The 22,065-nt window shown below is 68.6% G+C and carries 18 protein-coding genes; 13 read left to right on the forward strand and 5 right to left on the reverse strand.

Going from position 1 to position 22,065, the window contains the following annotated elements:
- The first annotated feature begins 48 nt into the window (after positions 1-48).
- Genes AC1RRR_RS00725 through AC1RRR_RS00740 form a run of 4 tightly spaced genes read left to right on the forward strand, consistent with a single transcriptional unit; the run spans position 49 to position 3,280 of the window.
- Positions 49-897 (forward strand): MurR/RpiR family transcriptional regulator, encoded by an 849-nt coding sequence (locus AC1RRR_RS00725; RefSeq protein ID WP_492809713.1) that lies wholly within the window; start codon positions 49-51, stop codon positions 895-897.
- Positions 898-950: 53 nt separating this feature from the next.
- On the forward strand, positions 951-1,286 hold the full coding sequence (locus tag AC1RRR_RS00730; RefSeq protein ID WP_492809715.1) for a PepSY domain-containing protein: 336 nt from the start codon (positions 951-953) through the stop codon (positions 1,284-1,286).
- The gene (locus AC1RRR_RS00735) at positions 1,287-1,952 is read left to right on the forward strand and encodes a response regulator transcription factor (RefSeq protein WP_492809717.1); all 666 of its coding nucleotides are present in this window, start codon (positions 1,287-1,289) and stop codon (positions 1,950-1,952) included.
- Positions 1,949-3,280 carry a sensor histidine kinase gene (locus tag AC1RRR_RS00740; protein ID WP_492809719.1) on the forward strand — a complete coding sequence of 444 codons (1,332 nt, stop codon included), beginning with the start codon at positions 1,949-1,951 and terminating at the stop codon, positions 3,278-3,280. Before AC1RRR_RS00735 ends, AC1RRR_RS00740 begins: the two co-directional genes overlap by 4 nt.
- Here AC1RRR_RS00740 and AC1RRR_RS00745 read toward each other — a convergent pair.
- Entirely contained in the window at positions 3,277-3,939 is a 663-nt protein-coding gene (locus tag AC1RRR_RS00745; protein WP_492809721.1) for an O-methyltransferase, read from the reverse strand. The two genes, AC1RRR_RS00740 and AC1RRR_RS00745, sit on opposite strands and share 4 nt — an antisense overlap.
- Before the next feature lie 165 nt (positions 3,940-4,104).
- Here AC1RRR_RS00745 and AC1RRR_RS00750 point away from each other — a divergent pair, with 165 nt between their 5' ends.
- Positions 4,105-4,704: a TetR/AcrR family transcriptional regulator gene (locus AC1RRR_RS00750; protein WP_492809722.1), complete on the forward strand. Its 600-nt coding sequence runs from the start codon at positions 4,105-4,107 to the stop codon at positions 4,702-4,704.
- Positions 4,705-4,721: 17 nt separating this feature from the next.
- Here the strand turns inward: AC1RRR_RS00750 and AC1RRR_RS00755 are convergent, their stop codons facing one another.
- Positions 4,722-5,618, reverse strand: coding sequence for a LysR family transcriptional regulator (locus AC1RRR_RS00755; protein ID WP_492809724.1), 897 nt, complete (start codon positions 5,616-5,618; stop codon positions 4,722-4,724).
- Between the two features lie 98 nt (positions 5,619-5,716).
- Between AC1RRR_RS00755 and ilvD the strand changes: the two genes are divergently transcribed.
- Positions 5,717-7,570 carry a dihydroxy-acid dehydratase gene (gene ilvD, locus AC1RRR_RS00760; RefSeq protein WP_492809726.1) on the forward strand — a complete coding sequence of 618 codons (1,854 nt, stop codon included), beginning with the start codon at positions 5,717-5,719 and terminating at the stop codon, positions 7,568-7,570.
- On the opposite strand, the gene AC1RRR_RS00765 is transcribed toward ilvD, so the two are convergent.
- Both AC1RRR_RS00765 and AC1RRR_RS00770 read right to left on the reverse strand, forming a co-directional pair.
- Complete coding sequence (locus AC1RRR_RS00765; protein ID WP_492809728.1) at positions 7,548-8,906, reverse strand: sigma-54-dependent transcriptional regulator; 1,359 nt, start codon at positions 8,904-8,906, stop codon at positions 7,548-7,550. The two genes, ilvD and AC1RRR_RS00765, sit on opposite strands and share 23 nt — an antisense overlap.
- Positions 8,906-10,744 carry a sensor histidine kinase gene (locus AC1RRR_RS00770; protein ID WP_492809729.1) on the reverse strand — a complete coding sequence of 613 codons (1,839 nt, stop codon included), beginning with the start codon at positions 10,742-10,744 and terminating at the stop codon, positions 8,906-8,908. The genes AC1RRR_RS00765 and AC1RRR_RS00770 overlap by 1 nt, the downstream gene beginning before the upstream one ends.
- A gap of 243 nt (positions 10,745-10,987) precedes the next feature.
- Between AC1RRR_RS00770 and AC1RRR_RS00775 the strand changes: the two genes are divergently transcribed.
- The 4 genes from AC1RRR_RS00775 (at position 10,988) to AC1RRR_RS00790 (ending at position 18,343) form a co-directional block, all read left to right on the forward strand.
- Entirely contained in the window at positions 10,988-12,322 is a 1,335-nt protein-coding gene (locus tag AC1RRR_RS00775) for a dicarboxylate/amino acid:cation symporter (RefSeq protein ID WP_492809731.1), read from the forward strand.
- 59 nt (positions 12,323-12,381) lie between these two features.
- Positions 12,382-15,441, forward strand: coding sequence for a TonB-dependent receptor plug domain-containing protein (locus tag AC1RRR_RS00780; protein WP_492809733.1), 3,060 nt, complete (start codon positions 12,382-12,384; stop codon positions 15,439-15,441).
- 77 nt (positions 15,442-15,518) lie between these two features.
- Positions 15,519-16,853, forward strand: a complete 1,335-nt coding sequence (locus AC1RRR_RS00785; protein WP_492809735.1) for an alpha/beta hydrolase — start codon at positions 15,519-15,521, stop codon at positions 16,851-16,853.
- Positions 16,850-18,343: a carboxylesterase/lipase family protein gene (locus AC1RRR_RS00790; RefSeq protein ID WP_492809736.1), complete on the forward strand. Its 1,494-nt coding sequence runs from the start codon at positions 16,850-16,852 to the stop codon at positions 18,341-18,343. Before AC1RRR_RS00785 ends, AC1RRR_RS00790 begins: the two co-directional genes overlap by 4 nt.
- Here the strand turns inward: AC1RRR_RS00790 and AC1RRR_RS00795 are convergent.
- Entirely contained in the window at positions 18,340-18,987 is a 648-nt protein-coding gene (locus AC1RRR_RS00795) for a LuxR C-terminal-related transcriptional regulator (protein ID WP_492809738.1), read from the reverse strand. The genes AC1RRR_RS00790 and AC1RRR_RS00795 overlap by 4 nt on opposite strands.
- Positions 18,988-19,429: 442 nt before the next feature.
- On the opposite strand from AC1RRR_RS00795, the gene AC1RRR_RS00800 reads away from it, so the two are divergent.
- The 3 genes from AC1RRR_RS00800 to AC1RRR_RS00810 are packed head-to-tail and all read left to right on the forward strand — an operon-like array spanning position 19,430 to position 22,028.
- The gene (locus AC1RRR_RS00800) at positions 19,430-20,458 is read left to right on the forward strand and encodes a hypothetical protein (RefSeq protein ID WP_492809740.1); all 1,029 of its coding nucleotides are present in this window, start codon (positions 19,430-19,432) and stop codon (positions 20,456-20,458) included.
- The gene (locus tag AC1RRR_RS00805) at positions 20,455-20,922 is read left to right on the forward strand and encodes a hypothetical protein (protein ID WP_492809742.1); all 468 of its coding nucleotides are present in this window, start codon (positions 20,455-20,457) and stop codon (positions 20,920-20,922) included. The genes AC1RRR_RS00800 and AC1RRR_RS00805 overlap by 4 nt, the downstream gene beginning before the upstream one ends.
- A 32-nt stretch (positions 20,923-20,954) precedes the next feature.
- Positions 20,955-22,028: a hypothetical protein gene (locus AC1RRR_RS00810; protein ID WP_492809744.1), complete on the forward strand. Its 1,074-nt coding sequence runs from the start codon at positions 20,955-20,957 to the stop codon at positions 22,026-22,028.
- The last annotated feature ends 37 nt before the right edge of the window (positions 22,029-22,065 follow it).

A 22,065-nucleotide genomic window follows, 5' to 3' on the forward strand; every position in this document is an offset into this window, starting at 1 on the left:
GTAGGGAACCGCTAGTCTCAAATTGTGAGTGATCATCTCGGGGCGGACATGATCGAGGGAGCGCCGGCCACGGCCGAGGCGTTGAGGGCGGCGATCGTCGACCGCTACGACGCGCTGAGCGAGCGCCAGCGGCAGATCGCGCGCTACGTCCTGGATGAGCCCAACGCCTTCGCGCTGGAGACCGTGGCGGTGATCGCCGAGCGCTGCGGCGTCCAGCCCTCAGCTATCATACGTTTCGCCAAGAGCTTCGGTTATCCTGGCGCCAGCCAGATGCAGCGGCTGTTCCGTGACAGCCTGTTGTCGGGCCAGGCGCCTGGGCTGGGCGAACGCGTACGCCATTTCGGGGAAGGCTCGGGCGCCGAGGTGCTGGAAGCCTTCGTCGAGGGCGATGTCCAGGCGCTGCGCAGCCTGCTTCAGACGGTGCGGGAAGCCGACCTGCGCGCTGCGGCCGAACTGATCGCCAAGGCCGAGATGGTCTATGTCGTGGGCTTTCGGCGCTCGTTCCCGGTGGCCTCGTACCTGGCCCACGCCCTGCAATATGCCGGCAAGCGGGCCCTCTTCGTCGACGGCATGGCGGGGCGGGTCCGCCAGCAGGTCCAGTCCATCGGCCCGCGTGACTTGCTGATCGCCGTCAGCAGTCATCCTTATGCCGAGGAGACGATGCAGGCGGCTGCGGCGGCGGTGCAGCACGGCGCCCGGGTGCTGTCGATCAGCGACAGCGCCGCCAGCCCGATCGCCGCCTCGGCCCAGCTGGTGCTGCCGGTGCGAGAGGCCGAGACGGGCGCCTTCCGCTCGGTGGCGGCCTCGATCTGCCTGGTCCAAGCGCTGGTGTTCGGCTTTCCCGCCGATAACGCGGGCGAGGATTGCTTGGGCGCGGAGCCCGTCCGGCCAACCTGAAGCGTTGCGGCGCGTCAGGGGCGTGTCAGGATGGCTGTGGAATCGTCCAGCCCATGACCTTGTCCCGCACCCCCTTCATCAGCCTGGTGGTCATCGCCCTGACTGCCTCGATCCTGGCCGCCACCAGCGTTGCCGCCTCCGACGACCACAAGAAGCAGAGCCACGAGGCCGCGCGCCAGGCGTTGCTGCGTAAGGAAGTCTTGCCGCTGACCCGTATCCTGGCCATCGCCGCCCAGCGCGTGCCCGGCGAGATCATTGAGGTCGAGCTGGAGCAGGGCGACCATGGCCGGCTGAAATACGACCTGAAGATCCTCGCCAAGTCCGGCCGCATCCGTGAACTGGAACTCGACGCCAAGACCGGCGCGACCCTGAAGCTCGAGGACGACTGAGTGCGGGCGCTGGTCGTCGAGGATGATCCCGTCGTCGGTCCGGACCTGGTCAAGGCGCTGGCCGCCAGCGGCTTCGTCGTGGACCTGGCGCGCGATGGCGAGGACGCCTCGTTCAAGGGCGAGGTCGAGGACTATGCCGTGGTGATCCTGGACCTGGGATTGCCGCGCCTGGACGGCCTGTCCGTGCTGCGCCGCTGGCGCAAGGACGGCCGGGCGTTTCCGGTGCTGATCCTGTCGGCGCGCGGCGATTGGACCGAGAAGGTCGAGGGCATCGAGGCCGGGGCCGACGACTACCTGGCCAAACCGTTCGAGATGGGCGAGCTGCTGGCGCGGGCTCGGGGGCTGGTGCGCCGCGCCGCCGGCCGGGTCTCGCCGGTGATCGAGGCCGGGCGTCTGGCGCTGGACACCCGCCGCATGTCGGCGACCCTGGACGGCGCGCCGGTCAAGCTGTCGCCGCTGGAGTTCCGCCTGCTGGATTGCCTGGCGCACAATCCTGGCCGCGCGGTCTCGGCCGGCGAACTGGCCGAGCAGCTGTACGGCGTGGCCGAGACCGCCGACGCCAACGCCATCGAGGCCCTGGTCACCCGCCTGCGCCGAAAGGTTGGAGCCGACGTGATCGAGACGCGGCGCGGCTTTGGTTATCTCTTGAGCGGCGTAACCGCGTGAAGGGACGCTCGCTGCGAGGACGGCTGATCGCCGGGGGCATGCTGGCCATCCTGGCGGCCCTGGCCGTGTCGTGGCTGGCCATGACCTGGCTGTTCGAACGGCATATTGAGCGGCGGGAGATCGCCGACCTGACCCGGATCGGTCTGGAGCTGGCCGCCAATGTCCGACCCGCGCCGGTGGATGACGTGATGGTCCAGACCCTGCTGACGGAACCGCGTCTGCGCAAGCCGATGGGCGGTCTGTATTGGCAAGTGTCGTCGTCCAAGGGCATGCAGCGGTCGATGTCATTGTGGGACCAGATGCTGACGCCGCCTGCCGACGCGCCGACCGACGAATGGGCTTGGCGTGTCGCCGCCGGTCCCTTCGGCGACCGCCTGTTGTTGGTCGAACGGTCTGTGCGCCCCGACCGCAACGGACCCGCCGTGCTGATCCAGGTGGCCAGCGACGAGAAGGGCCTGCGAGCGGCGCGGCAGGAGTTCGGCCGCGACCTGGCGCTGTTCCTGGCCGGCTTGTGGGTCGTGCTGTCGGCCGCCGCCGCCTTGCAGGTGACCCTGGGCTTGGCCCCGCTGGCCCGCGTGCGCGACGACCTGGCCCGCCTGCGCAAGAGCCCCTCGGCCCGGATGTCCGACGCGCATCCGCAAGAGATCGCCCCGCTGGCCGAGGCGATCAACGCCCTGGCTGAGGCGCGGGAAGGGGACCTCGCCCGCGCCCGTCGTCGGGCTGGCGACCTAGCCCATAGTCTGAAGACCCCGCTGGCCGCTTTGTCAGCCCAGAGCCGCCGCGCCCGCGAAGCCGGAGCCGCCGAGGCCGCGGACGGCCTGGACGCCGCCATCGCCGCTGTCTCTTCCGCGCTGGAAGCCGAACTGGCCCGCGCCCGCGCTGCCGCCGCGCGGGAAGCCGCCTTCGCCGCCGAGGCCGCGCCCTTGGTCGTCGCCGAGCGCCTGGTGGCGGTGCTGGAGCGCACGGCCGACGGCGAGCGGCTGATGTTCGACGTCGAGATCCCCGCCGACCTGCGTGTGCCGGTCTCCGAGGACGCCGTGACCGAGATGCTGGGCGCCCTGATCGAGAACGCCGCCCGCTTCGCCCGCCGCCAGGTGCGGGTGTCGGGCGAGGCCGGCGTGCTGCGCGTCGAGGACGATGGTCCTGGCATGGACGAAGGCCGGGCCGAGGCGGCGCTGGCGCGCGGCGCGCGGCTGGACGAGGCTGGCCCGGGTCACGGCCTGGGCCTGGCCATCGTCCGCGACTTGGCCGAGTCCTCCGGCGCGGCGCTACGCATGGATCGCTCGGACCTGGGCGGCTTGCGCGTCACCATCGCCTGGACGGCCTAGAGCCTCATCGACAGCTCGACGTCCTCGGCGAATGGCACGGAAACATAGCCGGCCATCGGCGAGCGTACGCGGCCCAGATAGTCCGGCGCGTAGTCGGCATTGTCGGCGATGATCAGCGCGCCGGGCTTCAGGCGGTTTTCCAGCAGGGCCAGGATCTCGGGATAGAGCGCCTTGGCGCCGTCCAGCAAAACGAGATCGATCTGGTCGGGCAGGTCGCTGGCCAGGGTCTGCAGCGCGTCGCCCTCGCGGATCTCGACTAGGTCGTCGACTCCGCCGGCGATCAGGTTCTGTCGGGCGCGGTCGGCCTTGGAGGGCTCGAACTCGGTGGTGATCAGCCGGCCGCCGCCATTGTCGCGCAGGGCCGCGGCCAGGTGCAGGGTCGACAGGCCGAACGAGGTCCCGAACTCGATGATCGTCGTGGCGCGGATGCTGCGGGCCAGCATGTAAAGCAGGGCGCCGGTCTCGCGCGACACGGCCAGGGGATAGGCCTTGAGGCGGTCATAGAGCTCGCGGTACTCGGTCTTGCTGCGCATCAGCCGGGAATGCTCGTCCTCGGTGATGTCGGCGAAGGCCGGATCGTTCATAGGCGAGGCCTCGTCGGCCTCGGCGAACAGGCGCTCCAGCAGGGGTGCGATGGGGGCGGTGGTCAGGGTCGTCATCGGGGTGTCCGAAACTTCGAAAAGGCGCGTGCTTGCGTCCCGGCCAAAAATACGAATAATCCGTCGGGTTGCGGTATTCGCGTTGCGAGGCTGCCGATGACTGATCGTCCAACACCCCGAATTTCCTCACGAAAGCTGCCCCAACAGGCGCGTTCGACCGAGCTGGTGTCGGCGATCCTGGAGGCCGCTGTTCAGGTTCTGGCCAAGGAAGGCGCCCATCGTTTCACGACGGCGCGGGTGGCCGAGAAGGCTGGGGTCAGCGTCGGCTCGATCTACCAGTACTTCCCCAACAAGGCCGCGATCCTGTTCCGCCTACAGAGCGACGAGTGGCGCGAAACCACGGATCTCTTGAAGGAAATCCTCGGCGACGCCTCCAGTCCGCCCCTGGAGCGCCTGCGGGCGCTGGTCATCGCCTTCATCCGCTCCGAATGCGAGGAGGCCGAGGTGCGGGGCGCGTTGGACGACGCAGCCCCGCTGTACCGCGACGCGCCGGAGGCCCAGGAAGCCCGGCTGTCAGGGACCCAGACCCTGCTGGACTTCATGATCGAGCTGATGCCCGACACGCCCGAGGCCGACCGCGTTCTCGTGGGTGATCTGATCTCCAACACCTTGAAACAGGTAGGGAAATCCTTCTCCGAAACGCCGCGCGCCGATGACGAGATCGAGGCCTATGCCGGGGCCATGGCCGACATGTTCCAGGCCTATCTGGTGTGGATCGGCTGGAAGGCTCCCAAGGCCTCGGACCGCCGCAAACCGATGATCTGACGCTTTCGTCGTATTTGTTACGGCGTATCGAGCAATTTCAAGAAGTTAGCCAAGGTTGCTGAGACCTCGCCGCGCCGCCAGACGAGGCCGGTTTCCAGCTCCGGCACAGCGCCGGCCAGCGGGATGTAGCTGACCCCGGTCCGGGCCATGTTCCGCAACGAGGCCGGGACCAGGGCGATGCCCAGGCCGCTGGAGACCAGGCTGATGATGGTCTGCATCTGGATGGCTTCCTGGACGATTCTGGGCGCGCCGCCCAGGGCCGCGTAGTAGCCGGTGACCAAGTCGTGGAAGGCTGGCGCGACCTGCTTGGGGAACAGGATCAGCGGTGAGGCCAGCACCTCGTCCGTCGACAGCCGCGTGTCGCTGGCGATACGGCCCTCGTCGATCCAGGCGGTGGGAACGGCCGCGATCAGCGGCTCGCGCAGCAGGCGGCGGTAGTCCAGCGGCGGCGGCAGGGCTTGGTCGGCGGGCGGGATGATGATGCCGGCATGGCGTTCGCCGGCAACCAGGGCCGGGATTTGCACGTCGCTGGTGGCCTCGAACAGGCGGATCTCGACGTCCGGAAAGGCCTGGGAATAACGCCGCACCAGGGCCGGCAGGACGCTGTAGTCGGCGGTGCTGACGAAGGACAGGGCCAAGAGGCCCGTCTGGCCGTCGCGGATGCGGCGGGCGGTGGTCGGCAGTTCGTCCAGGCTGTCCAGCGTCGCCAGTACGTGCGGCAGCCACTGCTCGCCGAAAGCGCTGAGCCGGACGTTGCGCTTGGAGCGCACAAATAGCGGCGCGCCCAGGCTCTTTTCCAGCGCCATGATCGACTGGCTGAGCGGCGGCTGGGTCATGCCCAGGCGCTCGGCGGCTCGGCCGAAATGCAGGGTGTCGGCGACAGCGGCGAAATGGCGAAGCGGGCGGACGTCCATTTTGATATGCTCAACGACTTAATAGTGCTGAACTAATATATTTTGCGCGTGGAAGGAACGGCCGTAGAAAGACCCCACAGCCGACATTGAGATTTCCCATGCCTCCCTATCGCTCTCGCACCTCGACCCACGGCCGCAACATGGCCGGCGCCCGCGGCCTGTGGCGCGCCACCGGCATGAAGGACGAGGATTTCGGCAAGCCGATCATCGCGGTGGCCAACAGCTTCACCCAGTTCGTCCCGGGCCACGTGCACCTGAAGGACCTGGGCCAGCTGGTCGCCCGCGAGATCGAGGCGGCCGGGGGCGTGGCCAAGGAATTCAACACCATCGCCGTCGACGACGGCATCGCCATGGGCCACGGCGGCATGCTGTATTCGCTGCCCAGCCGCGAGCTGATCGCCGACGCGGTCGAGTACATGGTCAATGCCCACTGCGCCGACGCCATCGTCTGCATCTCCAACTGCGACAAGATCACGCCCGGCATGCTGATGGCCGCCATGCGGCTGAACATCCCGGTGGTCTTCGTCTCGGGCGGTCCGATGGAGGCCGGCAAGGTGACGATCAAGGGCGAGATCCGCGCCCTGGACCTGGTCGACGCCATGGTCGTGGCCGCCGACGACAAGTACACGGACGAGGAAGTCACCGCGATCGAGAAGGCCGCGTGCCCGACCTGCGGCTCGTGCTCGGGCATGTTCACCGCCAACTCGATGAACTGCCTGACCGAGGCCCTGGGCCTATCGCTGCCCGGCAATGGTTCGGTCCTGGCCACCCACGCCGACCGTGAGGCGCTGTTCCTCGAGGCTGGCCGCGTGATCGTCGACCTGTGCCAACGCTGGTACGAGCAAGACGACGCCACCGCCTTGCCGCGCAACATCGCCACCCGGGCCGCGTTCGAGAACGCCATGAGCCTGGACATCGCCATGGGCGGCTCGACCAACACCGTGCTGCACTTGCTGGCCGCCGCCAGCGAGGGCGAGGTCGAGTTCGGCATGGCCGACATCGATCGCCTGTCGCGCAAGGTGCCGTGCCTGTCCAAGGTCGCGCCTGCCAAGGCCGACGTGCACATGGAAGACGTCCACCGCGCCGGCGGTGTCATGGCCATTCTGGGCGAGCTGGAGCGCGGCGGCCTGATCGACACCAGCCAGCCGACGGTTCACGCCACCACGATGGCCGAGGCCCTGGCCCGTTGGGACATCGGCCGCACCAACAGCGCCACCGCCCACGAGTTCTTCCGCGCCGCGCCGGGTGGCAAGCCGACCCAGATCGCCTTCAGCCAGGCCGCCCGTTGGGAGAACCTGGACCTGGACCGCGAGAAGGGCGTCATCCGCTCGGTCGAGCACCCGTTCTCGAAGGACGGCGGCCTGGCCGTGCTGTTCGGCAACCTGGCCCCCGAGGGCTGCATCGTGAAGACAGCCGGGGTCGACGACTCGATCCTGACCTTCAAGGGCACGGCGCGGGTCTATGAGAGCCAGGAGGCGGCGGTCAGCGGCATCCTGGGCGGCCAGGTCAAGGCCGGCGAGGTCGTCGTGATCCGCTACGAAGGCCCCAAGGGCGGTCCGGGCATGCAGGAGATGCTGTACCCGACGACCTATCTGAAATCGAAGGGCCTGGGCGCGGCCTGCGCCTTGATCACCGACGGTCGTTTCTCGGGTGGCACTTCGGGCCTGTCGATCGGCCACGTCTCGCCGGAAGCCGGCGAGGGCGGCCTGATCGCCCTGGTCGAGACCGGCGACAGCATCCTGATCGACATTCCCAACCGGGGCATCACCCTGGAGGTGTCGGACGAGGTGCTCGCTGAGCGTCGAGCGGCCGAACTGGCCCGCGGCAAGGACGCCTGGAAGCCCAAGGATCGCCAGCGCGTGGTTTCGCCGGCCCTGCGCGCCTACGCCGCCATGACCACCAACGCCGCCAAGGGTGCGGTCCGCGACGTCAGCCAGGTCGAACGCGGCTAGACGGGCGATAGGCCGCCACGTCGATGTCGTGGCGGTCCAGCTTGTCGTAGAAGGTCTTGCGCGGAATGCGCAGGACCTCCAGCGCCTTGCGCACGTCGCCGTCGCAGCCGGCCAGGGCTTCGCGGATCACGTGGGCCTCATAGGTCGCCACGCGCTCAGGCAGGGGCGGCAGCTCTTCCGGCGCGCCGGTCGAGGTCTGGTCGGCCAAGCCCAGCGCTACCCGCTGAGCGTAATGGCCAAGCTCCCGCACATTGCCCGGCCAATCGTGATTGTGCAGCCGCCAGCGCACCTGGTCGTCGACGACCGGAGGCGGGCCGTCCAGCCGCTCGCAGGCCCGCGCCAGGAAGTGGGCGAACAGCAGCGGCACGTCCTCGCGGCGCTCGCGCAGCGGCGGGATGCGGATGCGCACCACGTCCAGGCGATGGAACAGGTCCTGGCGGAAGGTCCCGGCCGCCACGGCGTCGGCCAGATTGCCCTTGGCGGCGGCCACGACGCGCAGGTCCAGGGTCTGGGCGCGGTTGGAGCCCAGGGGCGTGACCTCGCGCTCCTCCAACACCCGCAGGAACTTACCCTGAGCTTCCGGGGCCAAGGTCTCGATTTCATCCAGGAAAAGCGTGCCGCGATCGGCCTGCTGGATGCGGCCCATCCGCTGGCGCACCGCGCCGCTGAAGGCGCCCAGCTCGTGGCCGAAGAGCTCGCTGTCCAAAGCGCCGGCGGGCAGGGCGGCGCAGTCGACGGCGACGAACTCGCGGTCGCGGCGACGGCCCCAGGCGTGCAGGGCGCGGGCGGCCAGCTCCTTGCCGACCCCGGTCTCGCCCTCGAGCAGGACGTCGACATCGGCGCTGGCCAGCTGACGCAGGGTGGCCCGCAGGCGCTCCATCACCGGCGTCTGGCCGATCAGCGGCCAGTCGCCCTGGGCCTGGGCGGCCAGGGTGCGCAGCTCGCGGTTCTCCAGCACCAGCCGGCGCTTCTCGATGGCGCGGCGCACGCTGCTGACCAAGCGCTCGGGGGCGTAGGGCTTGGCCACGAAGTCATAGACGCCGTCGTGCAGGGCCTCGACGGCTTCGGTGACGTCGGCGTGGCCGGTGATCAGGATCACGGGCAGGTCCGGATCCTGCTCCTTGAGGCGACGGAACAGCTGGCGGCCGTCCATGCGCGGCATGCGGATGTCGCTGATCACCACGCCGGAAAAATCGGCCGGCACGGCGGCGACGGCGGTCTCGGCGGAGTCGAAGGCCAGCACCTCGAACCCCGCCAGCTGCAGAGTCTGGACGTTGGCGTCGCGCAGGACGTCGTCGTCGTCGATAAAGGCCACCTGGTTCACGGAAACGGGCATTACGAACGCGCCTTGGGCAGGGACATGAGGAAGCGGGCGCCGCCGGGGCCAGCCTCCAGGGAAAGCTCGCCGCCGAACTCGGCGACGATGTCGCGGCTGATCACCAGGCCAAGGCCGAGGCCCCGAGGCTTGGTGGTCGCGAACGGGGTGAACAGGGTCTTGGCCGCCTCGGGGGCGACGCCGGGGCCATTGTCGGCGACCAGGATCCGCACCTGCGAGCGCTTGACGGAAACCTGGACGCGGATCTCCGGATCGGCCGCGCCCTCCAGCGCCTCCAGGGCGTTCTGCAGCAGGTTGACCAGCACCTGCTCCAGACGGAAGCGTTCGGCCATCACGCGGGCGGCCTCGTCGGCCTCGTCGCGGATCACCCGCACGCCCTGCTGGCGCAGGCGCGGGCCGACCAGCAGCAGGGCGCCGTCGACGGCCTCGCGCACGGCCACCGGCGCGGCGGGCGCGCTGGACTTGCGGGCGAAGGCGCGCAGCTCGTCGGTGATCAGGCCGATGCGTTCGGTCAGGCCCGAGATCAAACCGAGATTGGCCTTGGCGGTCTTGTCGTCGGACCGGTCCAGGAAGGCGGCGGCGTTGTCAGCATAGGCGCGGATGGCGGCCACCGGCTGGTTGATCTCGTGCGCCACGCCGGCGGCGATCTGGCCCAGGGTGGCCAGTTTGTTGGATTGCACCAGCTCGTCCTGCATGACGTGGACGTGGGCTTCGACGCGGCGGCGTTCCTCGATCTCGACGGTCAGGCGCTGGTTGGTCTCGCGCAGCTCGGCGGTGCGCTCCTGGACGCGGGCTTCCAGCTCCAGGCGCGCGGCCTCCTGGCGGGCGGCGCGGACGGTGGCCTGGCCGCGCCAGCGCAGCAGGGCGGCGGCGATGGCGCAGGCCACCAGGCCCGCGAGCAGGGCAATGGCGCGGGCGCCGCTGATCGCCGTGCGCAGGGCCGCGCCGACCGGCGTCAGGGTGTAGACGGTCCAGCCCACGGCCCCCAGGTCGGCGCTGGCGGCCATGTAGCGGCTCTCGCCCTGGTCGGGCGGCGAGAGGCTGGTCAGGGTCGGGGCGCGGCCGGCGACGGGCAGCGGCGCGGCCTTCAGCACGCTGAATGGCGCGTCGCCGAAGCGGTGCTCGGCCCGCAGGCGCTGCTGTTCTGCCGGGGGCAGGGGGCTGAGCGTCGAGAACCGCCAGGCCGGGACCGAGGTCACCAGGATCACCCCGCGCGGATCGGCGGCGAAGGCGGGCTCGGCGGCGGACCACTCGGCTTCCAACGCCTCGAACTCGACCTTCACGACCACCACGCCCAGCAGGCCGTGCGGGCCTTCGACCCGGCGCGACATGAACAGGCCGGGCCGGCGGCTGACCGTGCCCAGCGCGAAGAGCTCGGCGGTGCCGTCGGCCTTGGCCTCCTTGAAGTAGGGGCGGAAGCTGTAGTCCGAACCGACGAAGCTGGTCGGCTCGCGCCAGTTGCTGGCGGCGATGGTCATGCCCTTGGCGTTCAGGACATAGATCACCGCCGCGCGGGTGCCGCCGCTGAGCGTCTCCAGCTTGCGGTTCATGGCGGCCAGGCCTTGAGGGTCTTCAGAGCGCAGCACCTCGGCCACGTCGGGATCCTGGGCCAGGACGAAGGGCAGGGAGCGGTGCTTGGCCAGCTCGCTGCGCAGCACGGCCGCGTGCAAGGTGGCCGAGGCCTGGGCCTGGCGGGCGAGGTCGGTGGTGGCGCGGCGCTCGGCCACCGCGCCCGCGAAGCCGACGACGGCCGCCAGCAGGATGGCGCTGACCACGACGAAGGCCAGCCAGCGGCGGGCGATCGGGTCGGCCAGATTCGGCAGGGGCGGGCTCTTCACGGAAGCGTTTCCAAGGTTTGTGCGGATTTTCGCACAAAATGCGAGCCGGGCGTGGGGTTTTTCGCCGACCCGGTAGCGGTCCCTAAATGACCGTGAGGAAAAAACTCTAGATAAATCAACGGTCGGGCGCTTTTCTTGAGGCCGCTTGCGTGGGGTCCTAAGGCCTAGGATCGTCTATCCAAGCGTCCCGGCAAAGGGGCGCGGGGTGGAAACGAGGCCTTCGGGCCAGGCCAAGAGGCGACAGTGCAGACGATCCAACCGGCCGCCCCTGAGCGCCCTAAGCCGTTCTATCGTCACCTGTACTTCCAGGTGCTGCTGGCCATCGCCCTAGGCGGCGCCATCGGCCACTACTATCCCGAGATCGGCCAATCGCTGAAGCCGCTGGGCGACGCCTTCATCAAGCTGGTGAAGATGGTCATCGCCCCGGTGATCTTCCTGACCGTGGTCACCGGCATCGCCGGCATGCGCGACCTGGAGAAGGTCGGCCGCGTGGCCATTAAGGCGCTGCTCTATTTCCTCGTCTTCTCGACCCTGGCCCTGATCGTCGGCCTGATCGTCGCCAACGTCGTCCAGCCGGGCGCGGGCATGAACATCGATCCGGCCACCTTGAAGGCCGGCAAGGTCGCCGAATACGCCGCCAAGGCCCACGATCAGAGCATCGTCGGCTTCCTGATGAACGTCATTCCCAACACCGTGGTCGGGGCCTTCGCCGAGGGCGAGATCCTGCAGGTGCTGCTGATCTCGATCCTGTTCGGCCTGTCGCTGACCTTGGTCGGCGCGCCGGCCAAGCCGGTGGTCGACTTCCTGGAAGTCGTGGCCCAGGCCTTCTTCAAGTTCGTGCACATCGTGATGAAGGCCGCCCCGATCGGCGCCTTCGGGGCCTTCGCCTTTACGATCGGCAAGTACGGGATTTCCTCGGTCGCCAACCTGGCCCTGCTGGTCGGCACCTTCTACCTGACTTCGGCGCTGTTCGTGGTCGTGGTGTTGGGCGCTGTTGGTCTCTTCAACGGCTTCTCGATCTTCAGCCTGATCCGCTACCTCAAGGCCGAACTGCTGCTGGTGCTGGGCACCAGCTCGTCGGAAGCCGCGCTGCCCAGCCTGATCGAAAAGCTGGAAAAGGCCGGTTGCCCGAAGTCGGTCGTCGGCCTGGTGGTCCCGCTGGGCTACTCGTTCAACCTCGACGGCACCAACATCTACATGACCCTGGCGGCGCTGTTCATCGCCCAGGCCACCGGCGTGCACCTGTCGTGGGAAGAGCAAGCCCTGCTGCTGGGCGTGGCGATGCTGAGCTCCAAGGGCGCGGCTGGCGTCACCGGCGCCGGCTTCATCACCCTGGCCGCCACCCTGTCGGTGGTGCCCTCGGTCCCGGTGGCCGGCATGGCCCTGATCCTGGGCGTCGACCGCTTCATGTCCGAGTGCCGGGCCCTGACCAACTTCACCGGCAATGCGGTGGCGGCGATCGTCGTCTCGCGCTGGGAGAAGGGCCTGGATGTCCGGGCCTTCAAGTCGGCCCTGAACCCGAAGAAACACCCGCCGGCAGCCCCCGGCGGTCCCGTCCCGGAGGCCGCGCGTCCTTAAGCGGCGCGCCGATCCGACCCACCGAACTGACAACAAAAGAAAACACTGGGGAGCTAAACGTGACTTACCAGACCTACCGCCGCCATCTCGTTCGGGGCGCGGCCCTGGCCGTCCTGCTGACCGCCACCGGCGCCATGGCCCAAGAGGCCGCCGACGCCAACACCAAGGTCGAAGAGATCGTCGTCGTCGGCAGCCAGATCAAGGGCGCCAAGACCACGGCCGCCCTGCCGGTCACGGTGATGGGCGAGAGCCAGATCGCCGCCACCGGCGCGGTCTCGGGCGATGACCTGTTCCGCTCGATCCCGCAGATGGGCGACGTGTTCATCAACCCGACCAACGCGGCCCAGACCAGCAACTCCACGCGTGGCGACGTCAACTCGATCAACCTGCGCAGCCTGGGCGTCGGCAACACCCTGGTGCTGCTGAACGGCCGCCGCCTGGTCTCGCACCCGACCAGCCAGTCGTCGGGCACCGTGCCGCTGCTGGGCTTCAACGCCAACGCCATCCCGACCTCGAACCTGGACCGCCTGGAAGTGCTGCGCGACGGCGCCGCCGCCATCTACGGCTCGGACGCGGTGGCTGGCGTCGTCAACACCGTGCTGAAGACCGATTTCGACGGCCTGACCGTCGACGCCCAGTACGGCTGGGCCGAAGGCACGCACCGCAAGGAATACTCGAGCAACATCTTCGCCGGCCGCAACTTCGCGGAAGGGCGGGGCAACATCTCGCTGAACGGCAACTTCACCTGGCGCACGGCCCAGCGTCCCAGTGACCGGCCCTATACCGCGACCCAGGACCTGCGCTCGCTGTTCGCCGGCTATCCGGACTATGCGGCCAGCGCCGCCCCGGACAACCGCGGCAACCAGAACTCGTTCGCCAACTTCACGGTGTTCGGCGGCCCCGGCACGATCCGCCAGGGCACGACGGCCCTGACCACGGCGGCCGGCGCGACCCACGTGCAGCCCAACACCATCGCCGGCTGCGCTGCCCAGATCGGCAACGGCCTGTGCCTGGGCACCGGCAACCTGGCCACCGGCAGCACCGCTAACGCCTATCGCTACAACGCCCCGCAGAACGACGCGACGACCGTCGCGCCGGAGATCGAGCGCCAGAACCTGTTCCTGAACGGCCACTACGACATCAGTGACACGCTGACGGCCTATGGCGAAGTCGGCTTCTACCACGCCACGTCGGAAGGCCTGACGACCCAGGGCACCAGCCTGGTGGCCATCGGCGTGCCGGCCAGCAACTACTGGAACCCCTTCGGTCCGGTGACCTTCGCCAACGGCCAGGCCAACCCGAACCGCCTGCCGGGCCTGACCAACGTGCCGGTCGGCGGTCTGCCCGTGACCTTCACCAACTACCGCTTCAACGACCTGGGCCCGAGCAAGGTCGAGGTCGAGAACTATCAGACCCGCTTCCTGGGCGGCCTGAAGGGCGAGAAGTGGGGCTGGAACTTCGACACGGCGGTCCTCTATTCGAAGGCCGACGCCAAGGACGAAAGCGACGGCATCGACAGCAAGAAGCTGGCCGCCTCGCTGGCCCTGTCGACTCCCGACGCCTACAACCCGTTCAACGGCGGCTGCCTGGACGGCACGGGCGGCCGTGACTGCACGCCCAGCTCCAAGGCCGCGCTGGACGCCATCCGCTTCCGCCTGAAGCGCCACTCGACCACCACCCTGACCATGGCCGACTTCAAGGTTTCGAAGCCCGACCTGATCAACATCTGGAGCGGCTCGGTCGGCGTCGCCGCCGGCGTCGAGTTCCGCCACGAGACGCAAGAAGATCGCCGCGATCCGCAGCTGGACGGCCGCACGCCGTTCACCGATCCGGTCACCGGCCTGACCAGCAACAGCAATGTCACGGGCGTCAACGACACCCCCAGCACCAAGGGTTCGCGCGACGTCGGTTCGGCGTTCCTCGAATTCGCCGTCCCGCTGGTCTCGCCCGAGATGAACATCCCGCTGGTCCGCCGCATCGACCTGCAGCTGGCCGGTCGCTACGAGAATTACAGCGACTTCGGCTCGGTCGCGAAACCCAAGATCGCGTTTGCCTGGGACGTGATCGACGGCGTCCGCTTCCGCGGCTCGTGGCAGCAGGGCTTCCGCGCCCCGAACCTGGAAACCACCAACCCGTTCGCCTATTCGCGGACCAACACCGTCACCGACTACTACCGCTGTGAGGCCGACCTGCGCGCCGGCCGCATCTCGACCTTCACCGCCTGTACGCGTGGCGTCGGCATCCGCTTCACCACGGCGGGTAACCCGAACCTGAAGGCCGAAACGAGCGAGAACTACTCGGTGGGCGTCGTGCTGCAGCCGACCTTCATCCCCGAACAGTTCGGCCGCTTCACGGTCACGGTCGACCGTTGGCAGATCAAGCAGGAAGGCATCGTCGGCACGCTGGGCTCGGCCAACATCGCCATCCAGGACTACCTGTCCCGTGTCACCGGTTCGAGCAACGCCAACGTCATCCGCGCCGCGCCGACCGTCGACGACATCGCCTTCTTCCAGGGCACGGGCCTGGCCCCGGTTGGCCAGATCCTGGAGATCCGCGACCAGTTCAAGAACCTGCAGCCCCAGACCGTCAGCGGTATCGACTTCGGTCTGAACTGGAACCTGCGCACCGAAAACGCCGGCCGGTTCAGCGTCGATATCGACGGCACTTTCATGGACAAGTTCTCGCAGGAACTGGCTCCGCCGGTCGCCGAGCTGTTCGCCGCCCGCGCCGCCGGCACGATCAACCGCGCCACGCCGCTGACCGACGTTGGCGACCTGCTGAAGAAGAACGGCAAGCCCAAGTGGAAGTGGACGGGCACCGGCACCTGGCGCGGTGGTCCGGTCCAGATCGGCGCCTCGGTGGTCTATACCGGCTCGGTCCTGGACATGGACTTCGTCTCGACCGCGGGTGAGCCCTGGGCCGTCAAGCCGCTGACCACGGTCAACCTGTATGCCCAATATCGCTTCGAGCAGAAGGGCTGGGCCAACGACACCCGCATCCGGGTCGGCGCGCGCAACATCTTCGACAAAGACCCGCCGCTGTCGTCGGGCGGCTTCATCGGCTCGCTCTACAACCCCTATGCCCGTTACTGGTACATGAGCGTCAGCAAGTCGTTCTGACGTTCATTCCGGCCGGCTGCTCCACGTCCTCCCCCGGGGCGGCCGGCCCTTCTTGTTTCCGCGTGATGAGGTCTCTGGTGAAGAAGCTTTCCTCCGCCATCCTGGGTCTGGGCCTTGCCCTGGCCGCGTCCGTCGCCCATGCGGAAGCGCCCAAGGAGAAGACCTGTCCCGAAGGTCTGCCCGCCGAGACCAAGTGCCTGGCCGGCCAGGACCAGAACGGCGCGTACTACTGGATCGCCATTCCCAAGGCCTGGAACGGCACGCTGGTGCTGCACACCCACGGCGGCCCGCGCCTGAAGACGCCCAAGCCCGACGACGCGATCGAGGACCTGCAACGCTTCGCCGTCACCGTGGCCGAGGGTTATGCCTGGGCCGGCTCGAACTATCGCCGTGAAGGCTATGGCGTCCGCTCGGCCGCCGAGGACAGCGACAACCTGCGCAAGCTCTTTTGGGCGACCTACGGCCGGCCCAAGCGCACCGTGCTGCACGGCCAGTCGTGGGGCGGCAATGTCGCGGCCAAGACCGCCGAGCTGTACGGCAAGGACGCCGACGGCAAGCTGATCTATGACGGCGTCATCCTGACCAGCGGCGTCGTCTCGGGCGGCACACGGGCCTACGACTTCCGCGCCGACCTGCGGGCCGTCTATCAGTTCTATTGCGGCAACCACCCGGCCAAGGACGAGGTCCAGTACCCGCTATGGCAGGGCCAACCCGTCGGCTCCAAGCTGACCAACAAGCAGCTGGACGAGCGCCTGGACGCCTGCACGGGCGTCAACCGCCCCGCCGGCGAGCGCACGGCCCAGCAGCAGCGTAATCTGAAGAACATCCTGGCAGTCACCCGCATCCCCGAGCGCACCCTGGACAGCCACCTGTCCTGGTCGACCTTCACCTTCGCCGACATGGTCAACAAGCGGCTGGGCGGCAAGAACCCCTTCACGAACGTCGGCGTGGTCTATACGGGCTCGGACGACGACAAGGCGCTGAACAAGGGCGTGCCACGCTTTAAGGCCGATCCCGAGGGCGTGCGCGGCCTGGCCGACGACAGCGACCTGACCGGCAAGCTCTTGGTCCCGACCCTGACCATGCACGCCATCGACGACCCGACCGCCTTCGTCGAGTTGGAGCAGGTGTTCCACGACACCGTCGCCAAGGCCGGCAAGAGCGATCTGCTGGTCCAGTCATTCACCGACGAGCACGAGCACTCCAAGCTGGCCACGCCGGAATACGCCGCCCTGCTGCGGGCCATGGACGCCTGGATCGGGCAGGGGACCAAGCCCAGCCCCGCGACCCTGGCCGCCGGCTGCGCCGAGGCGGTGAAGACCTATGGCGAGGCCTGCCACTTCCAGGTCGACTACAAGGTTCCGGCGCTGTCGACCCGCAGCTATCCGCGCAAGAAGCCCGGCCTGAAATGATCGCTCGCCTCGTCGCGGTCCTGGCGCTGCTGGCCGGCCCCGCGCTGGCCCAGCCGACCGCCACGATCGAGACCGGCGCCCTGCGCGGCGTGGTCCGTGAGGGCGTCGAGCAGTTCCTGAACGTGCCTTACGCCGCGCCGCCGGTCGGCGTTCTGCGTTGGGCCGCGCCACAGCCTGCGAAGGCCTGGAAAGCCGAACGCGACGAAAACATCGCATATGTGCGCTGCCCCCAAACGGCGACCGCCGACACCCCACGATCCGAAGTCGAGGACTGCCTGGTCCTGAACGTCTACCGCCCCGTGACGCCGGCCAAGCGGCCGCGCGCGGTGTTCCTGTACGTCCACGGCGGCGGGGCGACGAACGGGGCAGGGATCGACCATGACGGCGCGGCCCTGGCTGGGCGCGGTGACATCGTGGTGGTGACGATCAACTACCGTCTCGGCGCGCTGGGCTTCCTCAACCATCCGAGCTTTGGGCAGGGGAACTACGCCCTCCAGGATGTCGAGGCCGCTCTGCGCTGGACGGCGCGCAATATCGCCGCGTTCGGCGGTGATCCGGCCAAGGTCACCATCGGCGGCGAGTCCGCCGGCGGCACGGTGCTGTGCCCGTTGCTGACCTCAGCCAGCGCCAAGGGTCTGTTCCGCGCCGCGATCATCTCCAGCGATGACTGCCTGCACGATGTCGACCTGCCGTCCGCCAGCCTGGCGCGCGGGGAGGGCGTCCTGGCCCGCGCCGGCTGCGCCGATGCTGCCTGCCTGCGGACGCTGCCGGTCGGGCGCGTAGTCGACATCGGCGGCTTCGCGGCGCCGGTGGTCGAGGCGACGGCCTTCGACCAGATCGTGCGCGGCGCCTGGAACCCCGTGCCGGTGTTGCTGGGCGCCAATCGCGAGGAAGGCCGCATCGCCGGGCCGGCCTATCTGGGCTTCGACAAGGCCGCCTATGCCGCCTGGCTGCGCAAGCTGGCCCCGGAGGCCTTCGCCCGCCGGATCGAGCAGGCCTATCCCGTCGAGACGCCGGGGCTGGAGGCCGCCTATGCCGTCAGCGCGGTGATGACCGACAGCGGCATGCGCGGTTTTGGCGGCTGCACCAGCCTGGCCGTCGCCGAGGCGATGTCGAAGGCCGCGCCGGTCTACTACTACCAGTTCGAGGACCCGGACCCGCCGTTCGACGTCCGCGCGGGCGGCTACCGCTTCGGAGCCGCCCACAGCGCCGAACTGACCTATCTCTGGCCCGGCGGCGTCTTCGCAGGTCGCGCGGCGCGGCTGACGCTGGAGCAGCGCCAGCTGTCGGACCGCATGATCGCCTACTGGAGCGCCTTCGTGCGCGAGGGCGTCCCCGGCGGTGGCTGGCCTCGGATGCAGCCGAAGGACGGCCACCTGCTGGCCCTGAGGCCCGGCGCCAAGGATGCGGCGATGACCAGCCAGGCCTTCGCCCGTCAGCACCGTTGCGCGCTGTGGTCGGAGCAGCCCTGGATCATGTCCCGCGGCTAGGCGGCCGCGTTGAGACCGGCGGCCAGCAACGGCTGCAAGGCCAGCATGGCCTGGGTGCGGTTATGGACGCCCAGCTTGCGGAAGATGGCCGTCAGGTGGGCCTTGATCGCCGCTTCGGTGACGTGAAGTTCGGCGGCGACCTGCTTGTTCAGGCGGCCGTCGGCGATGTTCAGCAGCACCTTCAGCTGGGTCGAGGTCAGGCCCTCCAGCCGCTTGCGCATGGCCGCCAGGTCGTGGTGGGCCAGGTTCGCGCCGCTCAGCTTTGGGAACATGCGCGCGCCGGCCGCGACCTTTGTCAGGCAGTCGGCCAGCTCGGCCATGCCGGCGGACTTGTGCAGATAGGCGGCCGCGCCGAGGGCGTTGCTGTGGCTGACGATTTGATCGTCGTCGCGCGAGGCGAACACGACGATCGGGGCGTGGGACAGGCGCTGCTGGACGCTGACCAAGGCCGACAGGCCGTGGGTCTCGGCCAGGCACGGATCCATGATCACCAGGTCGATGGTCGCGCCGAAACGGCAGGCGCCGTCGAGGGCGGAAATGTCGCCAACCTCGATGGTGTGGACCTTGGGCCAGACCGTCAGGGCGACTCTTCGAAGGGCCTCCAGCATCAGCGGATGGCTGTCTATCAGTAGGACCCGCTTCACGCGTGGCTCCTGAATCGTATCAAGTGATACGAGCATGCAGACGCAACGCATCCGTGTCCTCGCGCCAAGTGTCGCATCCGCGCGACGGCGTTCGATGATCCAAGCTCTGCAACACGCTCGCAAACCCGTGCTCGATAAGGGATTACGCGATTTTTCAAGATCTTGAGCGTCACTGTTCGCACGGAAGGTCTTTTGACAAACGATTGCGGCAGGACGTCGCAGGGTTGTGGCGAAGTCCAGGATCAAAGAAAGCGATACGCTTTTTGGGGCGAGTGAAAAGCATCGGCTCGCACTAGACGATAGTCTAAGGGTTGGCCGTCTGTTCCTGATCGGTAAGGTCTGATTAGCCGTCTGAGCGCGGTGTGGGGGTCTGCTTTTCATCCCACGGCCCCACGACCACATGTTCCGCCTTCACCGCCTTTTCGCCAGCCGACGCACCGCCTTGAGCGGCGCGGTCGCGTGCGCGCTGGTGTCGGCCGGTCTGGCGGCGATCCCGACCCTGACCCACGCGCAGACGATGACGCCGTCGGGCACGATGATCGACAACGTCGCGGCGCTGGGCTTCACGGACACGGCCGGCCCCGTCACCCTGTCTTCGAACAAGGTCTCCTTACAGGTGCAGGAGATCATCGACGTCTCGATCGAGGTCCTGACGCCCGAGGTCGAGGTCGAAGCTGACTCCCAAAACCAGCGCCTGGCGTTCCGGATCCGCAACCTGGGCAACGGCCATCAGGCCTTCGACCTGTCGCTGGCGGTGATGGACGGCGACTTCGACCCGCAAAGCTGCAGCATCTGGGTGGACTGGGACGGCGACGGTCATCTCGACGTGACCCGCGACAAGATGTCGAACGTCACCCCGGTGCTGGCCCCGGGCCAGGCCGTGGTGGCCTGGGTGTCGTGCAGCATTCCGAATGCGCTCAATGGCGCCTGGGCGCGCGTGATGCTGCGCGCGTGGCCCTCGGTGCTGCGCAACGGCGCGACGGCTACGGTCATGGCCACGGCCGGCAACGGCGGCGTCTATGTCGTGATGGGGCCGGGCCTGCGCGGCAATCCGGGCGGCAATGGCGGCAACGGCGGTACGGGCGGCGGCGCGGGCGATGGTCCCACCACCTTCGCCACCTATCGGGTCGGCCAGGTCAACGCCCAGCTGATCAAGACCCAGTCGGTCGTCGACGCCGCCGGCGGCTCGCGCGCCGCGCCGGGCTCGATCGTCACCTACAGCCTGGAAGCCCGCTTCGGCGTCGGCGCCAACGCCCGCCAGGTGAAAATCTCCGACGCCATTCCGGCCGGCTCGACCTACGTGCCCGGCAGCCTGACCGTCGATGGCGCGGCCCTGACCGACGCCGAGGACGGCGACGCGGGCCGCTTCGCCGCCGGTGGCGTCGAGGTCGCCCTGGGCGATGTCGAGGCCAAGACCAGCCGCACCGTCACTTTCAAAGTTCGTATCGACCCCCTCGGGAGCTCTCAATGACCAAGACCCTTTTGCTGGCCCTGGCGGCCGCGGGCCTGCTGGCCCACGCCCCCGCGCGGGCCGCCGAGGCCACCCTGACCTCGGCCGTGTTCAAGGAAGTCGAGACCCGTGGTCCCGACGGCCGCGCGACCATGGCGCTGAAGCCCGCCGCGCGCGTCACGCCGGGCGAGCAGGTCGTCTACGTCCTGACCTATCACAACGGCGGCGACAAGCCGGCCGAGGGCGTGGTCGTCACCAATCCGCTGGCCCAGAACCTGGTCTATGCCGGTCCGGCGGACACGCAGCCGCCGCTGGTTTCCATTGACGGCCAGACCTTCGGCCCTCTGGCCTCGCTGACCAAGACCACCGCCGGCGTCGCGGCCAAGGCTGTCGCCGCCGACGTCACCACCCTTCGCTGGACCCTCGCCCAACCCGTTCCGGCGGGCGGCGAGGTCCGCCTGTCGTTCCGCGCGCGCCTGAAGTGACGCGCCAGCCCCGTTTGAAAAGGAAAACCCTCGTGAAGAACTCATGCCGTAAATTCTGGCTGGCAGGCGCGTCCGCGATCGCGGCTGGCCTGTGGAGCCAGGCCGCCCTGGCGGCGACCGGCACCCAGGCCGGCGTCAGCATCAACAACACCGCCTCGGTCTCGTACTCGGTGAACGGCGTCAGCCAGACGCCGGTGTCGTCGAACAACTCGACCTTCGTGGTCGACCGGAAGGCCAATGTGATGGTCGCCGAGGTCGGCGGTACGGCGACCTCCGTCGCGTTCGGCCAGACCAACCAGGTCACCACCTTCACCGTGACCAATACGACCAACGCGACCCAGGACTTCCGCCTGTTCGCCACGAACATCGGCCTGGGCGGCACCACCCAGCTGGGTCACACCGACAACTTCGGCGTCACCAACATCCGGGTCTTCGTCGACGTGAACGGCAACGGCACATATGAGGCCGGCACCGACACGGCGACCTATATCGATGAACTGGCGCCGGACCAGACCAAGACGGTCTTCGTCGTCGCCGACATCCCGGCCTCGGGTCCGGCCAGCGGCATTTCCGGCGTCCAGCTGACCGCCGTGGTCGCCACGGGCGGGACCGCCACGTCGTTGGGCGCGGACCTGGTCCAGACCATTCTGGGCGATGACCCGAACCAGGTCGACACCGTCTTCGCCGACGGCGTCGGTTATGCCGACCTCCTGCGCGACGGTCGCTTCAGCGCCGGCGACGAATACGCCATCGCCGCGGCGACGGCCGAGGTGACCAAGTACGCCACGCTGATCAGCGACCCGATGAACGGCAACCTCCTGCCCAAGGCCATCCCGGGCGCGGTCGTCGAGTACTGCATCGCGGTCAAGAACATCGGCGCCAACGCGCTGACCAGCGTCGGCGTCACCGACAACATTCCTGCCAACACGACCTACGTCGCCAGCAGCACCTATGTCGGCGGCAGTTTCGCCCTCGGCGTCTGCGTCGCGGACGGGGCCCAAGCCACGGACGGCAACGTGTTCAACGGCACGCGCATCGCCACCTCGATCGCCAGCATCTCGGTCGGGGCGATCGTGACGACGCGCTTCCGCGTCACGCTGAACTAGCGCTCGCCAAGAAAGAGACGGTTCGACCGGGCGGCCT

It is taken from the genome of Caulobacter sp. GW821-FHT12D05 (assembly GCF_058807295.1).